General features: G+C 67.1%; 14 protein-coding genes. 7 read left to right on the forward strand and 7 right to left on the reverse strand.

The window, feature by feature from the left end; all coding sequences use genetic code 11:
- The first annotated feature begins 87 nt into the window (after window positions 1–87).
- The 4 genes from ILP86_RS06930 (at window position 88) to ILP86_RS06945 (ending at window position 4,968) form a co-directional block, all read left to right on the forward strand.
- Window positions 88–2,172, forward strand: coding sequence for an acyltransferase family protein (locus ILP86_RS06930; RefSeq protein ID WP_193761667.1), 2,085 nt, complete (start codon window positions 88–90; stop codon window positions 2,170–2,172).
- Window positions 2,173–2,265: 93 nt separating this feature from the next.
- The gene (glf, locus tag ILP86_RS06935; protein WP_193761668.1) at window positions 2,266–3,402 is read left to right on the forward strand and encodes a UDP-galactopyranose mutase; all 1,137 of its coding nucleotides are present in this window, start codon (window positions 2,266–2,268) and stop codon (window positions 3,400–3,402) included.
- Window positions 3,403–3,412: 10 nt separating this feature from the next.
- Complete coding sequence (locus tag ILP86_RS06940) at window positions 3,413–4,231, forward strand: ABC transporter permease (protein WP_046749515.1); 819 nt, start codon at window positions 3,413–3,415, stop codon at window positions 4,229–4,231.
- Window positions 4,231–4,968: an ABC transporter ATP-binding protein gene (locus ILP86_RS06945; RefSeq protein ID WP_046749514.1), complete on the forward strand. Its 738-nt coding sequence runs from the start codon at window positions 4,231–4,233 to the stop codon at window positions 4,966–4,968. The genes ILP86_RS06940 and ILP86_RS06945 overlap by 1 nt, the downstream gene beginning before the upstream one ends.
- 19 nt (window positions 4,969–4,987) lie before the next feature.
- On the opposite strand, the gene ILP86_RS06950 is transcribed toward ILP86_RS06945, so the two are convergent.
- The 3 genes from ILP86_RS06950 to pseB are packed head-to-tail and all read right to left on the reverse strand — an operon-like array spanning window position 4,988 to window position 7,832.
- Entirely contained in the window at window positions 4,988–5,719 is a 732-nt protein-coding gene (locus tag ILP86_RS06950; protein WP_193761669.1) for a cytidylyltransferase domain-containing protein, read from the reverse strand.
- Window positions 5,716–6,840 carry a UDP-4-amino-4,6-dideoxy-N-acetyl-beta-L-altrosamine transaminase gene (gene pseC / locus ILP86_RS06955; RefSeq protein WP_193761670.1) on the reverse strand — a complete coding sequence of 375 codons (1,125 nt, stop codon included), beginning with the start codon at window positions 6,838–6,840 and terminating at the stop codon, window positions 5,716–5,718. Before pseC ends, ILP86_RS06950 begins: the two co-directional genes overlap by 4 nt.
- A gap of 2 nt (window positions 6,841–6,842) precedes the next feature.
- Window positions 6,843–7,832 (reverse strand): UDP-N-acetylglucosamine 4,6-dehydratase (inverting), encoded by a 990-nt coding sequence (gene pseB / locus ILP86_RS06960; RefSeq protein ID WP_193761671.1) that lies wholly within the window; start codon window positions 7,830–7,832, stop codon window positions 6,843–6,845.
- Between the two features lie 111 nt (window positions 7,833–7,943).
- Here pseB and ILP86_RS06965 point away from each other — a divergent pair, with 111 nt between their 5' ends.
- Window positions 7,944–9,437 carry a bifunctional UDP-2,4-diacetamido-2,4,6-trideoxy-beta-L-altropyranose hydrolase/GNAT family N-acetyltransferase gene (locus ILP86_RS06965; RefSeq protein ID WP_193761672.1) on the forward strand — a complete coding sequence of 498 codons (1,494 nt, stop codon included), beginning with the start codon at window positions 7,944–7,946 and terminating at the stop codon, window positions 9,435–9,437.
- Here the strand turns inward: ILP86_RS06965 and pseI are convergent, their stop codons facing one another.
- Window positions 9,438–10,499 (reverse strand): pseudaminic acid synthase, encoded by a 1,062-nt coding sequence (gene pseI, locus ILP86_RS06970; protein ID WP_061015098.1) that lies wholly within the window; start codon window positions 10,497–10,499, stop codon window positions 9,438–9,440.
- Window positions 10,500–10,629: 130 nt separating this feature from the next.
- Between pseI and ILP86_RS06975 the strand changes: the two genes are divergently transcribed.
- Both ILP86_RS06975 and ILP86_RS06980 read left to right on the forward strand, forming a co-directional pair.
- A complete protein-coding gene (locus ILP86_RS06975; protein ID WP_197429132.1) occupies window positions 10,630–11,328 on the forward strand; it encodes a hypothetical protein in 699 nt (232 codons plus the stop codon).
- 46 nt (window positions 11,329–11,374) lie between these two features.
- On the forward strand, window positions 11,375–11,740 hold the full coding sequence (locus tag ILP86_RS06980; protein ID WP_058632624.1) for a hypothetical protein: 366 nt from the start codon (window positions 11,375–11,377) through the stop codon (window positions 11,738–11,740).
- Window positions 11,741–11,758: 18 nt separating this feature from the next.
- Here the strand turns inward: ILP86_RS06980 and ILP86_RS06985 are convergent, their stop codons facing one another.
- Genes ILP86_RS06985 through ILP86_RS06995 form a run of 3 tightly spaced genes read right to left on the reverse strand, consistent with a single transcriptional unit; the run spans window position 11,759 to window position 15,211 of the window.
- A complete protein-coding gene (locus tag ILP86_RS06985) occupies window positions 11,759–12,349 on the reverse strand; it encodes a hypothetical protein (protein WP_058632625.1) in 591 nt (196 codons plus the stop codon).
- Between the two features lie 4 nt (window positions 12,350–12,353).
- Window positions 12,354–13,316, reverse strand: coding sequence for a glycosyltransferase family 2 protein (locus ILP86_RS06990; RefSeq protein ID WP_193761673.1), 963 nt, complete (start codon window positions 13,314–13,316; stop codon window positions 12,354–12,356).
- Window positions 13,313–15,211 carry a glycosyltransferase gene (locus ILP86_RS06995; protein ID WP_193761674.1) on the reverse strand — a complete coding sequence of 633 codons (1,899 nt, stop codon included), beginning with the start codon at window positions 15,209–15,211 and terminating at the stop codon, window positions 13,313–13,315. Before ILP86_RS06995 ends, ILP86_RS06990 begins: the two co-directional genes overlap by 4 nt.
- Window positions 15,212–15,302: the final 91 nt, after the last annotated feature.

Below are 15,302 nucleotides of genomic sequence, written 5' to 3' on the forward strand. Positions count from 1 at the left end.
TCTCCGTCGTCGCGACGTTAGGCTGGGTGCGGCTACGGTCTCCCCGAACAGACCGCGGCGCCCGTTCGCCGGCATGGCCGCTCCGCTATGAAACAGACGTTCCTCGCGCCGTCCCCGGGTGCTCCTCACGCCTCGGGGGGAGTGCCCTCGCACCGCGCCGACATCGACGGCCTCCGCGCCCTGGCGATCCTGCTCGTCGTCGTCTATCACGTGTGGCTCGGACGGGTCTCCGGCGGCGTCGACGTGTTCCTCATGGTCTCCGCGTTCTTCCTCACCGGGTCGTTCGCCCGGAGGATGCAGGAGGGGCGACCGCTGCAGCTCGGGTCGTTCTGGATCCGACGGTTCCTGCGCTTGGTCCCCGCCGCCGCTGTCACGATCGCGGGGGTGCTCGCCGTGGCCTTCCTCGCGTTCCCGCGGACCGAGTGGCCACGGGTGTGGAGCGAGGCATGGTCGAGCCTGTTCTACGTCGAGAACTGGACCCTCGCCTTCTCCGAGGTGGACTACTACGCGCGTTCTTCGCAGACCCCGAGCGTGTTCCAGCACTTCTGGTCCCTGTCGGTGCAGGGGCAGGTCTTCCTGCTGTGGCCGTTGCTCCTCGCCGGGGTGTGGCTGGTTCTCAGAACGCGTCGCCACCTGATCGTTCCCGCGCTGTTCGCCGTGTTCGGCACCATCTTCGTCGTGTCCCTGGTGTTCTCCATCATGGAGACGAACAGTGCTCAGGACTTCGCCTACTTCGACACCCGCACCCGGCTGTGGGAGTTCGCCGCCGGCTCTCTGGTCGCCTTGGCGCTGCCCGCTCTACGCGGTCCGATCCGCGGCGCCGCAACGCTCGGCTGGATCGGTGTGCTCGGGATCGCCGTCTGCGGCATCGTCATCGATGTGCAGGGAGGGTTCCCCGGCTATCTCGCGCTGTGGCCGATCCTCTGCGCAGCGCTCGTGATCATCGCCGGTCGGGACGGGGCTCGCGGCGGACCGACGGCGTTCCTCGCATCGCGTCCTCTCCGGTACGTGTCGCGCGACGCCTACGCGCTCTACCTGGTCCACTGGCCCGTTCTGGTGATCTGGATGGTCTTCTCCGGTCGATCCGAACCGGGGATGCTGGCGGGCCTCGGCATCATCGGGCTGTCCTTCGTCCTCGCGAGGCTGCTCTCCCGTTTCGTCGAGCAGCCTGTCCGGGAGGCGAAGGCGCTCAAAGGGTCGAAGAAGCTCGGGATCGGGGTGCTCGTCGCGGCCGTGCTGGTCGTCGCGGTACCGCTCGGCGCGTGGCAGGGCACCATCGTGCAGCGCACCGACGCGATCCAGGCGAGTGCCTCCCAGGGGTACCCGGGCGCGGCCCAGATCGATTCGCCCATCGATCTCGCGGGCATCGACCTGCCGTTGATCCCCGACCCCACGGCCCTTGATGCGGAGTGGGTCTATCTCGGGCAGGAGTGCACCGGCGACCTCGTCGCCCTCGAACCGGCCCTGGAAGACTCGTGCACGCAGACCGTGCGAGCCGCCGACCCAGGGACTCGGCGGGTCCTCGTGATGGGAGACTCGCATGCCCAGCAGCTGATGTCGCCGCTGCGGGTCTCCGCGGAGGGTCAGGACTGGGAGCTGATCGCTCTGCTCAGGGGCGGATGCTCGATCGCGATCGGCGCACCCTCCACCTCCACCGACACGGCTCCTTCCTCGGAGACCGCCTCTGATGCCGCGTCCTGCGAGGAATGGAGATCAGCGGCGATCGACTACGCCCTTCGCGTGCAGCCCGAGGCGGTCTACCTCGTCGTCACACGTGCCAGCCCGGCATCACCGGAGGTCTTGGTGGACGGGATCGAGGACATCGTGTCGCTGTTGCTCGACCGCGGTATCCAGGTGATCGCCGTACGTGACAATCCGCGGTTCGACTTCGACATGTACGGCTGCGTCTACGAGGCCGACGAGATGTGCGATGTTCCGGAGATCGGGTTCGAGGAGGGGGTCTCCCTGGATGCGCTCGCTGAGCGCGAGGGGATCACCGCCGTCGATTTCCGACCGTGGATGTGCCCGGACTCCATCTGCCTCGGCGTGATCGGGAACGTCGCCGTGTACATCGACGACAACCACGTCTCCGACACGTACGGGCGCACACTCGCCCCGATGCTGCAGGCGATGCTGGATGAGGGCGAGGTGCTTCCGCCGACGGGTGGCTGACAGGGTTCCCCTGGTGAGCCCCGGTAGAGTGGAGAACCTGTGTGGCGCGCGTTCTCGTGCGCATCGGAGCCTCATCGGGCAGAAAGCAGCAACATGGATCTCCTCGTCGTCGGATCGGGCTTCTTCGGCCTCACCATCGCAGAGCGCGCCGCAAACGCCGGCCGCAAGGTCACGGTCATCGACCGTCGTCACCACATCGGCGGCAACGCCTACAGCGAGGCCGAGCCGCAGACCGGTATCGAGGTGCACCGCTACGGCGCCCACCTCTTCCACACGTCGAACGCCACGGTGTGGGAGTACGTCAACCGATTCACGAGCTTCACCAACTACGTCCACCGCGTCTACACCACGCACAAGGGCGTGGTCTTCCCGATGCCGGTGAACCTGGGCACGATCAACCAGTTCTTCCAGGCGGCGTACACGCCGGACCAGGCTCGGGCTCTCGTCAGGGAGCAGGCGGGGGAGTTCGACGTGAAGTCGGCGACGAACTTCGAGGAGAAGGGCATCGCTCTTGTCGGGCGTCCGCTGTTCGAGGCGTTCTTCCGCGACTACACCGCCAAGCAGTGGCAGACGGATCCGCACAAGCTCTCCGGCGACATCATCAGCCGTCTGCCCGTGCGCTACACCTACGACAACCGCTACTTCAACGACACCTGGGAAGGTCTCCCCACCGACGGCTACACCGCCTGGATCGAGCGGATGGCCGACCACCCGAACATCGAGGTCAAGCTGGGCGTCGACTACTTCGACGACTCGCAGCCGCTGCACAAGAAGGCCACGGTCGGTCAGCTGCCGGTCGTGTACACCGGGCCGGTCGACCGCTACTTCGACTACGCGGAGGGTGCGCTCAGCTGGCGCACGCTCGACTTCGAGCAGGAAGTGCTCAGCGTCGGGGACTTCCAGGGCACCAGCGTCATGAACTACCCGGACATGGATGTGCCCTACACGCGCATCCACGAGTTCAAGCACTTCCACCCCGAGCGCAAGGACGTCTACGCGCAGGACAAGACGGTCATCATGCGGGAGTTCTCGCGATTCGCCGAGCGCGACGATGAGCCGTACTACCCGGTGAACACCCCGAGCGACCGTGACGGCCTGCTGGCCTACCGCGAGTTGACCAAGGGCGAGACCGACGTGCACTTCGGCGGCCGTCTCGGCACGTACCAGTACCTCGACATGCACATGGCCATCGGCTCTGCGCTGTCGATGTGGAACAACGAGCTCGCCTAGACTCGGCACTGTGAGTCACGCTGCTGTCGGGGCGCCGGGGACGCCGCGGCGATACCTTCACTCGCTGTGGCTGCTCTCGGCCCGAGACCTGAAGGTCCGCTATTCGACGAGCATCCTCGGCTACCTGTGGTCCGTGCTCGATCCGCTCGTCATGAGTGTGATCTACTGGTTCGTCTTCACGCAGGTGTTCAAGCGGGACGTCGGGGAAGAGCCGTACATCATCTTCCTCATCAGCGCGCTGCTGCCCTGGGTGTGGTTCAACAGTTCGGTCTCCGACTTCACGAAGGCCTTCAAGAAGGACTCGCGGTTGGTGCGTTCGACGGCCATCCCTCGATCGATCTGGGTGAACCGGATCGTGCTGAGCAAGGGCATCGAGTTCCTCTTCTCGCTGCCGGTCCTCGTGCTGTTCATCGTCGTGAACCTTCTGGTCGAAGCCGATCCGAACCGGACGGTGCAGATCGGGTGGGGCGTCCTCTGGCTTCCCCTGGCCGTCGTGCTGCAGACCATCCTCCTCATCGGGCTCGGCCTGCTGGTGGCGCCCCTGTGCGTGCTCTTCGTCGACCTGGAGCGCACGACGGCGTTGATCCTGCGGGCGATGTTCTACGCGACGCCGATCATCTACAACGTGACCGATCTGCCGGGGATCTTCCAGACCCTCGGAGCCTTCAACCCGCTGGCCGGCATCTTCATGCTCTACCGGATGCCGTTCTTCCCCGACCAGTGGAACACGTTCACGCTGACGATCAGCATCGCGATGAGCCTGCTGATCCTCGCGCTGGGGATCTGGGCCTTCCGCAAGCTCGAGCGACCCGTGCTGAAGGAGCTGTGATGGCGACCGCGATCGAAGTCAGCAGCCTCGGAGTGCGTTTCCGTCGCAACCGACGCGGGTCCCGCAGTTTCAAGGATCTGTTCGGCGGCGCCTCCCGCCGCTCCCGACCCGGAGAGTTCTGGGCGCTTCGGGACGTGTCCTTCTCGGTCCGATCCGGAGAATCGATCGGTGTGGTGGGCCGGAACGGTCAGGGGAAATCGACGCTCCTCCGGCTCGTGGCGAAGGTGCTCCTTCCGGACGAAGGCACGGTGACCGTCAACGGCGGAGTCGCACCGCTCATCGAGATCACCGGTGGATTCGTCGGCGACCTCACGGTGCGGGAGAACGTCCGACTCACCGCTGGTCTGCATGGGATGTCCCGCGAGGAGGTGTCGCGGCGCTACGACGGCATCATCGAGTTCGCAGAGCTCGCCGGCTTCGAGGACACCCCCTACAAGCACCTGTCGAACGGCATGAAGGTGCGGCTGGCCTTCGCGGTCGTGTCGCAGCTCGACGAGCCGATCCTCCTCGTCGACGAGGTGCTCGCGGTGGGGGACAAGGCGTTCCGCGAGAAGTGTTATCGACGCATCGACGAGCTGCTCGCCGATGGGCGCACGCTCTTCTTCGTCAGCCACAACGAACGCGACCTGCGCCGTTTCTGCACGCGTGGCCTCTACCTCGACAAGGGCGCTCTGGTCCTCGACGCGCCGATCGCCGAGGTCCTCGACCGTTACAACGAGGACTACAACGCGCGCTGACGCACGTCGGCTCGGGAAGTCACTCCCCGAGCTTCTTCTGCTCCACGTCCGCGTTCAGGGCCACCAGCTCGGGGTGGGCTTCGAGGACCTCGATGATCTCGTCGGCGCTGAGGTCAGCCGCGCCGTAGGTCTCGACGAGGGCGCGGATGACCGCGAGGTCCTCCGGGGTGTCGACGGTGACGCGGAAGCGCGACGCGTCGCGCGTGCCGGTGATGGCGTGCAGGCGCGTATCGGCTCCCCGGCCGCTGTAGAGGAACGGGGTGACGTGCTCGCGATCGGCGGGAAGGGATGCCCGTGCGTCCGCTTCGAGAAGCGCAGCGGCGGAGAACACCTCGAAATCGAAGCCACGGGGATAGGTCCGCTCGAGCACGTTGGACACGTGTGCGGTGGGGTCCGCGAGTTCGGCGAACCGCTCGACGCCCCGCCTGACGAGCGCGGGGTCGATGAGGGGGCAGTCCGACGTGACGCGCACGACCACGTCGAGCCCGGCATCGCGCGCGGCGCCTGCGAACCGTCCCAGCACGTCGGTCTCGCTGCCACGGAAGACGCGCGCTCCTCGGGACACCGCGAGCGCCGCGATCGGATCGTCGCTCGCATTCGTCGTCGTGGCGACGACCAGTGGCAGGTCGAGCTTCTGCAGCCTGTCGATGTGATGGTCGAGCAGGGTGCGTCCGCCCGCGGCGAGCAGGACCTTGCCGGGGAGCCGGGTGCTGGTCATCCGCGCCTGCGTGATGATCCCGACTCGTGTCACCGCAGCGCCTCCGCGAGGGCGTCGACGACCTGGTCGACCTGCGAATCGGTCAGCTCAGGGTGGATCGGAAGCGACAGCTCCTCGCGGTAGAAGGCCTCCGCGTTCGGGCACATCCCTCGCCGGTAGCCCGCGTCGGCGTACACCGGATGCCAGTAGACGGGCATGTAGTTGACCTGGACACCGACGCCGAGTTCCCGCATCCGATCGAAGACCTCACGACGTCGCCCGTCGAGGATGCGCACGGGGTAGAGGTGACGCATCGCGTCGACGTTCTCGCGCTGGACCGGGCGGCGCACGCCGTCGAGATCGGCCAGTGCGTCGTCGTAGCGCCGCGTGATCTCCGCGCGCCGACGTTTGAACGCGTCGAGTCTGGAGAGCTGGGACAGGCCGAGCGCGCAGGCGATGTCGGTGAGTCGGTAGTTCACGCCGAACTCGTGCACCTCCTGATGCCAGGCACCCTCGCCGGGCACCTGGAAGCGCGAGGCATCCCGCACGAGACCGATGTTGTGGAACTCGTGCGCACGCTGTGCCAGCTCGGGATCCTTGGCGACGAGCGCTCCGCCCTCGCCGGTGGTGAGGTTCTTCGTCGGGAAGAACGACAGCGTCGTGATGTCGGCGAGATCGCCCACCGGCCGGCCGTTGTAGGTGCTGCCGATGGAGTGCGCGGCATCGTCGAGGACGAGGGCTCCGTAGCGCGCCGCCGTCGCCGTGAGCCGGTCGTAGTCGGCGGGGTGACCGGCGTAGTCGACGGCGGCGATGATCCGGGTGCGGTCGTCGATGAGGGCATCCACCGCGTCCGGGTCGATGAGGGCGGTGTCCTCCTCCACGTCGGCGAAGACGATCCGTGCACCGCGCATGGACGCGGTCGACGTCGTCGCGATGAAGGTCATGGGCGTGGAGATGACGACGTCGCCCTCGGAGATCCCTGCTGCCGCATACGCCATGTGCAGCGCCGCCGTGCCCGAGGTGGCCGTCACCGCGCGATGTCCGCCGGTGAGCTCGCTGATCTTCGACTCGAAGGCGGAGACGAGGGGTCCGGTGGTGAGCCAGTCGCCGCGGAGGACGTCGACGACGGCCTGGATGTCATCTTCGGAGATGGACTGTCTCCCGTACGGCAGCATCCTCAGATACCCGCTTCGATGATGGCCGCGATCTCGGCCTGCGAGTACCACCGGTCGTTGCTGTCGGATCGGTAGGCGAAGCCTTCGGGCACCGGAACGGCATCCTTCGGGACGCGATAGCCCCACGATGCGAGGTCGGGTTGGATGATGAAGTACTTGCCGTCGGCGACCACCACGGCACGACGGCCTTCCTCGGGGCTGATCATCTCCTCGTGCAGCTTCTCGCCGGGGCGCAGGCCCACGTCGACGAGGTCTGCACCGGGCACGACGGCGTGCGCGAGGTCGGTCACCTTCATCGACGGGATGCGGGGGACCAGCAGCTCACCGCCCTGCATGAGCTCGAAGGTGTCGACGACCATCTCGACGGCCTGCGGCAGCGTGATGAAGAATCGCGTGCAGCGCAGGTCGGTGATCGGCAGCGGCTTGCCTTCGGCTCCGAGCCTCTCGAAGAACGGGATGACCGAGCCGCGCGAGCCCATGACGTTCCCGTACCGCACCACGGCGAAGCGCGTGTCGTAGGCGGCCGCGTAGTGGTTCCCGGTGATGAAGAGCTTGTCGGCTGTGAGCTTGGTGGCGCCGTACAGGTTGATGGGGCTGGAGGCCTTGTCCGTCGACAGAGCGACGACCCGCTTCACGCTCGCATCGATCGACGCCTCGATCACGTTCTGGCTGCCGAGCACGTTGGTCTTGACGAACTCGAACGGGTTGTACTCTGCGGTGTCGACCTGCTTGAGCGCGGCTGCGTGCACCACGTAGTCGACTCCGTGCAGGGCGCGGACGAGGCGCCGCTCGTCGCGGATGTCGCCGATGAACCAGCGCAGCCGGGGGTCGTCGCCGAACTGCTGCCGCACCTCGTACTGCTTCAGCTCGTCACGGGAGAAGACGACGAGACGTCGCGGATCGAGGTGCGTCAGCGCATGGCGGATGAACGCCTTGCCGAACGATCCTGTGCCGCCTGTGATGAGGATGCTCGAGCCCTCGAGAACCGACACTCTGTCTCCCTCAGCGTCGTGGAATGGTGCGGATTCCCGGGTTGAATCACGCCCGGCCTATCCTATCGGGTGGGTACGGGCGTGCCTGCGGACGGTGATGAAGGGCGAACGATGAGTCGACGACGAGCCCTCCTCCATTGCAATGCCGGGGTCGAGCACGGCATGGGGCACCTCATGCGCACGCTCGCGATCGCCGCCGTCGCCAGGGAACGCGGATGGTCGGTGTCGCTCATCGGCGACATCGACGAGGCCGGGTCGGCCGCCGCGCACCGCATCGAGCCCGACCTGCCCGTCCGGTCCATCCGCGCGGCAGAGTCTCCCGAAGCGCTGGTCACAGCGGCAGGAGAGGCGGACGTCCTGCACCTCGACGCGTACACGGACGTGCCCGACGTTCGCGGCTTCGGGGCTCTGGTGAGCAACATGCAGGACGGCCCCTACGGCGTGAGGGCGGCCGATCTCTCGATCGACGCGAACCTCGGAGCAGAGGCGACGTTCGCCCGTCCTGACCTCACCCGCCACCCTTTGGCCGGTCTCGATGTCGCGGTGGTACGCGAGCAGGTGCTCCGTCAGCGCGCCGCATCGCACCGGCCAGGCGCAGTGCCCCGCGTGCTCGTCGTCATGGGCGGCTCCGACCCCCGGGGACTCACGGCCCGCGTCGTGCGGGCGCTCGACCGTGTGCCCGCGCCGCTTCGCGTCACGGTGGTCGATCCGCGCGGCCGGGAGGAGGTGCGGGAGGCTGTCACCGCATCTGTCCATGACATGCAGGTGCGCGGTTTCGTCGATGATCTGCCTGCCCTGGCGCGTGAGCATGATCTCGCGGTGACGGCGGCCGGGACATCCGTGTGGGACTTCGCGTGCATGGGCGTTCCGATGGCCGTCCTGTGCGCGGTCGACAATCAGCGTCCGGGCTACACGCACGTCGTGAGGCGGGGGCTCGCGGTGGGACTCGGTGTTCCGCCCCATGCCGATCTGGAGGCACGGGTCGTCGAGCTGGGTGCTCTTCTGCGTGACGGCGACGCGCTGGCGGCGCAGTCAGCCGCGCTTCGGGACACGGTCGACGGGCTCGGGACATGGCGGATCGTCGCATCCTGGGAGCAACTCGTCGATGCAGGGCCCGACGAGCCCCGTCCCTCGCCTCCGATCGGCGTGCGCCCGGCGACGCGAGACGACGCCAGGGTGCTCTACGACTGGCGCAACGACGAGTCCACTCGAGCGCACTCCCGGTCGGGCGAACCTCTCAAGTGGAGTTCGCACCTCTCGTGGCTCGACCGCACCCTCGCCGATCCGGACCGGCGGCTCCTGGTCGTAGAGTCGGAAGGACGACCGGTGGCCTCGACGCGGTGGGATCGGCGTTCCCCGACAGACTGGGAGGCGTCGATCACGATGGCCCCGGAACAGCGCGGACGTGGTCTCGCCGGCGCTGTGCTCGCCGCCTCGGAAGAGGCACTGATCGTGGATGCGCCGAGTCGCCTCCTCGCGACCGTTCACACCGCGAACACGGCCTCTTCGAAGCTGTTCCGGCGGGCGGGGTACCTGCCGCACCACCCCGCCGACGTCGCCGGCTTCGCCACCTTCGCGAAGTGGCGTCTCTCGCCGGCTGGCTGACTAGAGCAGGTCCCAGGACAGCGGGGTGCCTCGGTCCGCATCACGAGTGAAACGGCGCCCTTCGACCAGCCCGTAGGCCTCCGGCGCCAGACCGCCGGCGGGGCGGATCGAGCGGACGTTCGCCGCGCTGACGACGTCGCCGGCGCGCACATCCGCTGTCACATACAGGGACCGACGGAGTGCGAGGACGGTCTGCTCCTGCGGGGTGGGACCGAAGGCGGTTCCGCTTCCTGCGGCGATCCGTGCCTGCTCCGACGCGCTGACCAGCGAGGCGAACTCGGCTGGGCTCAGGGAGAAGTCGGCGTCCACGCCTCCGTCGCCCCGGTCGAGGGTGACATGCTTCTCGATCACCACGGCCCCGAGAGCGGCCGCCGCCACGGCGACCCCGATGCCGAGGGTGTGGTCGGAGAGTCCGATGGGCACGTCGAAGGCCTCGCGCAGCGTCCGGATGTTGCCCAGCCGCGCCTCTTCGGGGATGGCCGGGTAAGCCGCGGTGCAGGCGAGCAGCACCAGCTGCGTGTTGCCGGAGTCGCGGATGGCCGTGACCGCGGCGTCGATCTCGGAGAGCGTGGCCATCCCCGTCGAAACGATCATGGGCTTCCCCGTGCGAGCGACCTCGCGGAGGAGGGGAAGGTCGACGATCTCCGCGGACGCCGTCTTGTAGAGCTCGACGCCGAGACCCTCGAGGAACTCGACGGAAGTCGGATCGAACGGCGTGGAGAAGGGGATCAGGCCGTGTGCGGCGGCGCGCTCGAAGATGGGCGCGTGCCACTCCCAGGGCGTGTGCGCCTCCTGGTACAACGAGTACAGATTGCGTCCACCCCAGAGATCGTGGTCGCCCTTCACGCGGAACTCGGGGCGGTCGGAGTCGATCGTGAGCGTGTCGGCGGTGTAGGTCTGGATCTTGAGGGCATTCGCCCCGGTCGATGCCACGGCATCCACGATCGCGAGCGCTCGTTCGAGATCTCCGTTGTGGTTGCCCGACATCTCGGCGATCGTGAACACGGGGGAACCGGTGCCGATCTTCGCCGAGGAGAGATCGATGGTCTGCGCAGAAGTCACGCCGACAACTCTAGACGGGGGAGTTCCTCGAAGACGCGACCTGCCTTGCTCGGGGAGGTGCGCTCCGGCCCCGCGGACCCCAGGACCGTAATTCCGGATGAGCCGGAATATTGCCCTAAGCTGTGGGTCTATGGGGCGTGTGACGGAGCTCGTCGGGGACGAGCGTGCGACGACTGGCGAGGAAGCCTTCTACGACCGGCTTCGACCGCTGGTGGAGTCGTTCGGCCGCCCCGAGGGGATCCGCCGGGTCGCGGTGGTGGGAAATCAGCCTCTGGACGAGTCTCCGGAACGTGCGGAGCGGATCGACTCCGCAGACCTCGTCATCCGCGTCAACGGCTTCCGCATGGATGACATCGACGGGCCTGCCACCGTCGGGAGGCGCGTCGACGTCGTGGTCTTCAACCGTGGGGTGCGACCGACCCCGTGGTTCTTCTCGGATTACACCGACCGTCTCTACCTCATGATCGAACCGGGGCGGCTGCTGTGGGAGAACCCGAAGACCCCCGACTTCTGGCCGCCGGACCTGGGCATCGTGACGATGCCGAACCGTGAGGTGATCCTCCCGCTCGGCGAGGCGATGGGAGTGGATCCGCACGAGGGCGGCCAATGGGCGACCACGGGAACGGTGATGCTCTGGATCGCGACCAGGCTGTTCCCTGATGTCGAGATGGACGTCACCGGTTTCTCCTTCGTGGATGCGCCGGATCAGACCGCCTGGAACCACGCTTACGGAGACCCGTCAGCTGTCGGCGCCGAACACCGCATCGACCTCGAATCCATGCTCTTGCGCGAGTGGATCGACTCCGGGCGTATCTCCTATCACCGCTGATCTCCAGACCCGACCATCACCAATCACCCGAATGATTGAGGACTGAATGCTGAACCGAATCCGTCGACGGATCGACGCTGCCGTCGTGCGCCGCGTTGATGCCAGAGTGGACGCACGCCTCGAAGAGGCCTTCGCGAACCTCGAGGGCGCCCGCGCCGACTACGAGGCTCGCTTGGCCGGCAACCAAGCGGACTTCTCCTACATCCGCTCCGAGTTCGATCGCATCGCCCCGCAGGTCGCTGCGTTGGAGCAGCGCTTCGAGTGGCTGCGTCATCAGCTCGACCTCACGAACGAGGATCCGGAGAGCGACCTCGTACGGGCGAGAGCCGAACACGAGCGTGCCCGTATCCGGCTCGAGCTCGCTTCGCACTATGAGGAGCGTCTCCGTCGTCTCGAGTCGCCCGCTCGATAGCCGCGGGCGACTCGGGCGCTAGAGGCCGGCGAGGCTGCGCAGCTGGTCGACGCTGACGCGTGCGGCGTCGACGGCCTGACCGACGTTCGATCCGGAGGACACGGCGGAGCGCAGCGCGCTCAGTCGGCTCGAGTACTCGCTCGTCGTCGTGTTCCAGTCCTCGGCGATCGACGAAGGCGGCAGCGCCTCCGACAGGCGCTGTGCGTCTCCCTGCATCGTGTCCAGGACGGAATTGACGTCTCCATCGCCTTCGGACACGATGTCCAGCCCGACCAGCGCCGATTCCAGCCAGACGCCGACGCGGTCGCGGAACGCGGGAAGAGACGGGTCCTCCACGGGTGGGGGAGTGTCGACCGGAGCCGTAGGGTCGGGGGATGCGGATGGAACCGCGGACGGCGTCTGCGTCGGCGTCGGGGTCGTCGTCGCCGTAGGAGACGCCGACGCACCCGGCGCCGGTGACCCGCCCCTGGGGAGGAGGAAGAACAGCAGCGCGGCGACGACGAGCAGGGCGAGGACGGAGAGTCCGACGATCAACCAGACTCGTCCGCGATTGCGGGGCTTGGGTTCGATGGGGGCCCAACGGAGCTCGGGCTGCGGTTCGTCGGTCATGCCCTCATCCTTCCAGCGGAGCCATCGGCTGCCAGGACCGATCACGGGCGAGTCTGCCGCCTTCTCTCAGGCCTCGGAACAGGTTGCTGGTGCCGCGGACCGTCCTCTCCACGAACACCAGTCGGATGAGCTCCTTCGCGAAGGTCATCGCCGTCCCCAGCCCGAACAGCACCGGGTTGTAGACGCCGTGCACGCGGTAGTAATTCTTGATGTAGGCGCGATTGCGCATGATGTAGAAGCGGTAGGCGTTGCTCGACGCGTTCATGTGCCGGATGCCCATGTCCCACTGCTTGATCTCGCGGGTGCGGCGCAGCACGAACTCGTCCACGATCACCGCGGTCGTCTTGCGGGACGCGAGCCACCCGTACATCTGGTCGTCCCAGTAGATGAAGAAACGAGGGTCTGGCAGGCCGATCTGCGCGACGACGGAACGGTGGATGAACATGCCCTCGAAGCAGCCGCTGTTCATCTCCTTGTAGCCGGACGTGTCGAAACCGGACGGCGCGAACGGGATCGGGATGCCCATGCGCTCGGCGATGCGGTACTGCCAGTAGAACTCGCTGCCGTCGTAGTCGTAGCGGCGCCCCTGGATGCTCTTGAACCGCGGAGCCCAGAAGCCCATCCTGGCCAGGCCGTCCGGAAGGACCTCGACGTCGTCGTCCATCATCCAGATCCATTCGGCGCCGAGGTCGTATGCGGTGCGCATCCCCTCGCTGAAGCCGCCTGATCCGCCCGTGTTGGTGTCGAGACGGCGGTACACGATCTCGGTACCGATGCTGTCACGGAACGACTCGACCACGTCCGTGGTGTCGTCCACCGACGCGTTGTCGATGATCACGATACGACCAGGCTTCGGGTCCATCGCGGTGATGCTCGTGAGCAGTCCGGTGAGAAGGTGCGAGCGGTTGTAGGTGACGATGACGATCGTCGCCGTGGTCGGGTCGAATGCAGCGGGTGCCGCGGTCATGCCTTCTCCTTGAGGATCTGCTGCCAGGACGTGGAGGAGACGAGCTCGGGGAGCGCGTCACGATAGTGCTTCTGCAGTTCGGGCCAACGGCGGCGCAGCTCGGCGTGCAGCCGGAGGGAGTCGCGCAGCATCCGGCGGTGCGTGCGCCTGTCACGGACATAGTGGAGCTTTCCGGCGGAATCCGCGGTCTCGACGAGCGCGCTGTCGACGCTTCCCAGCCGCCACCAGACGGCGTCCTTCTTCCGGAACTCCGTCTCGGGCGCCGCGACGTTCTCCGGAGCAGGACGGTGGAACCAGTTCGAGACCAGCGTGGAGAGGGTCAGCCACCGCAGCTTCATCCCCTCCGGACTCATCGGTTCCTGCAGGTACCGGCGTCGTCCCATCCGCGGGCGCCCGAGGTTCGACGTGTCGTGGTGCACGACCGTCTCCGGGAAGTCGGACGCGATCGCCCGGGCTGCGGGCATCGCTGTCGCGAGGCTCTCTCGCAGATGACGCGGCCCGGCCAGGACGTCCCGCAGTGCCTTCGCGCGAAGGGCCACGGGGTAGTACTGCATCATCATGAGGTGTTTGAGGTCGACGCGACGGCTGTGCACCAGGAGCCGTCCGCTGCGGGGGGCGTTCGAGTGCAGGAGCGCGGCGACGATCCGATTTCGGGCATGGAAGTACGCCTGCCAGTCGATCATGTCGTCCTTGTGCACCCATGACACGTGCCACAGGGCGACGCCGGGAAGGGATACGGTGCGGAAACCGGCCTCGCCCGCGCGCAGACAGAACTCGGCATCGTCCCACTTGATGAACGCCGGTAGGGCGAGTCCGACTTCGCGGATCACCTCGAGCGGGATGAGGCACATCCACCACCCGTTGTAATCGGCCTCCATGCGTGCGTGCAGGAAGGGGGAATCCCGCAGGCTCGCCGTCGCGAAGTCGTGGGGCATCCGCTCCGGATTGGTGTCGCCCCAGGCGAAGGCCGGCTCGTCGACGACCTCAGCCCAGCCGTGCAGTGTGCAGCGTGCCATCAGGTCGAACATGTGGCCACCGACGATGGTGGGCTCGCTCGTGTAGCGGGCGAACACGATCGAGCGACGGAGGGCCTCAGGCTCGAGTCGCACATCATCGTCGAGCAGCTGCACGAACTCGCTCTCCGGACGCAGGAGCGATTCCTGCATGGCCCGAGCGAATCCACCGGATCCGCCGAGGTTGTCCTGCCGGATCACGCGAAGCGTGTCGCCGAGGAGGGCGGAGATGGCTTCGTATCCATCCTGCTCGGCGACCAAGCGGGTGCCTTGGTCGACGAGGAAGATACGGTCGACCAGCGACAGCACATCGGGGGACGATGCCAGCGTCCGCAGCGTTTCGATGCAGTAATCCGGCTTGTCGAACGTCGTGATGCCGAGTGAGGCCTTCCCGGTTCGGACCGGCTCGTGCTCCGTCTCCCAGCGCGCACCGTTCAGGACGACGGGCTCCTCATCCGCGACGACATCGAACCAGATCCAGCCGCCGTCGTCGTGGCGGCCGAGATCGAGATCGAAGGTCGTCGTGGCGTCTCCCACGACGGAGCGCGCCTCGATCCGGCGGGACTCGCCCTGCGCATCCGAACGATGCAGCAGCACGGTGCCCGATCCGGTGGAGCGCACGGTGAGACGCACGTCCCGCACGCCCGTCCAGTGGCGCCAGTATGCGGCGGGGAAGGCGTTGAAATAGGTGCTGAAAGACCACGTGCTCTTCGCCGGGACCCGCGCACTGGAGCGGTCGAGGATGCCCTCGACCGGTGTGATCGCCGCACGCGCCGCGCGTTCGTCCTCGGTGTCAGGTCGATGCTCGGCGTCCACGTAGAGCGGGAACACATCGGGGTCGTCGCCACCGGGGAAGACGACGTTCTGCAGGACGTATGCCACGGGTTGGTTTCTCCGATGTTGGTGTCACAGGCGGTTGTCGTGGGGACAGCGGCCGGACTCGACGAGCAGAGAGTAGCCTACCGTCCGCTCC

Source organism: Microbacterium sp. R1, assembly GCF_015159725.1.
Taxonomy (GTDB): domain Bacteria; phylum Actinomycetota; class Actinomycetes; order Actinomycetales; family Microbacteriaceae; genus Microbacterium; species Microbacterium oxydans.

What these genes read in the sequence shown, in the direction of transcription:
- glf (WP_193761668.1), top strand. Translation starts at nt 2,266, where the DNA reads ATGGATCTCCTCGTCGTCGGATCGGGCTTCTTCGGCCTCACCATCGCA.
- ILP86_RS06975 (WP_197429132.1), top strand. Translation starts at nt 10,630, where the DNA reads ATGGGGCGTGTGACGGAGCTCGTCGGGGACGAGCGTGCGACGACTGGC.
- ILP86_RS06930 (WP_193761667.1), top strand. Translation starts at nt 88, where the DNA reads ATGAAACAGACGTTCCTCGCGCCGTCCCCGGGTGCTCCTCACGCCTCG.
- ILP86_RS06945 (WP_046749514.1), top strand. Translation starts at nt 4,231, where the DNA reads ATGGCGACCGCGATCGAAGTCAGCAGCCTCGGAGTGCGTTTCCGTCGC.
- ILP86_RS06965 (WP_193761672.1), top strand. Translation starts at nt 7,944, where the DNA reads ATGAGTCGACGACGAGCCCTCCTCCATTGCAATGCCGGGGTCGAGCAC.
- pseC (WP_193761670.1), bottom strand. Translation starts at nt 6,840, where the DNA reads ATGCTGCCGTACGGGAGACAGTCCATCTCCGAAGATGACATCCAGGCC.
- ILP86_RS06985 (WP_058632625.1), bottom strand. Translation starts at nt 12,349, where the DNA reads ATGACCGACGAACCGCAGCCCGAGCTCCGTTGGGCCCCCATCGAACCC.
- ILP86_RS06990 (WP_193761673.1), bottom strand. Translation starts at nt 13,316, where the DNA reads ATGACCGCGGCACCCGCTGCATTCGACCCGACCACGGCGACGATCGTC.
- ILP86_RS06980 (WP_058632624.1), top strand. Translation starts at nt 11,375, where the DNA reads ATGCTGAACCGAATCCGTCGACGGATCGACGCTGCCGTCGTGCGCCGC.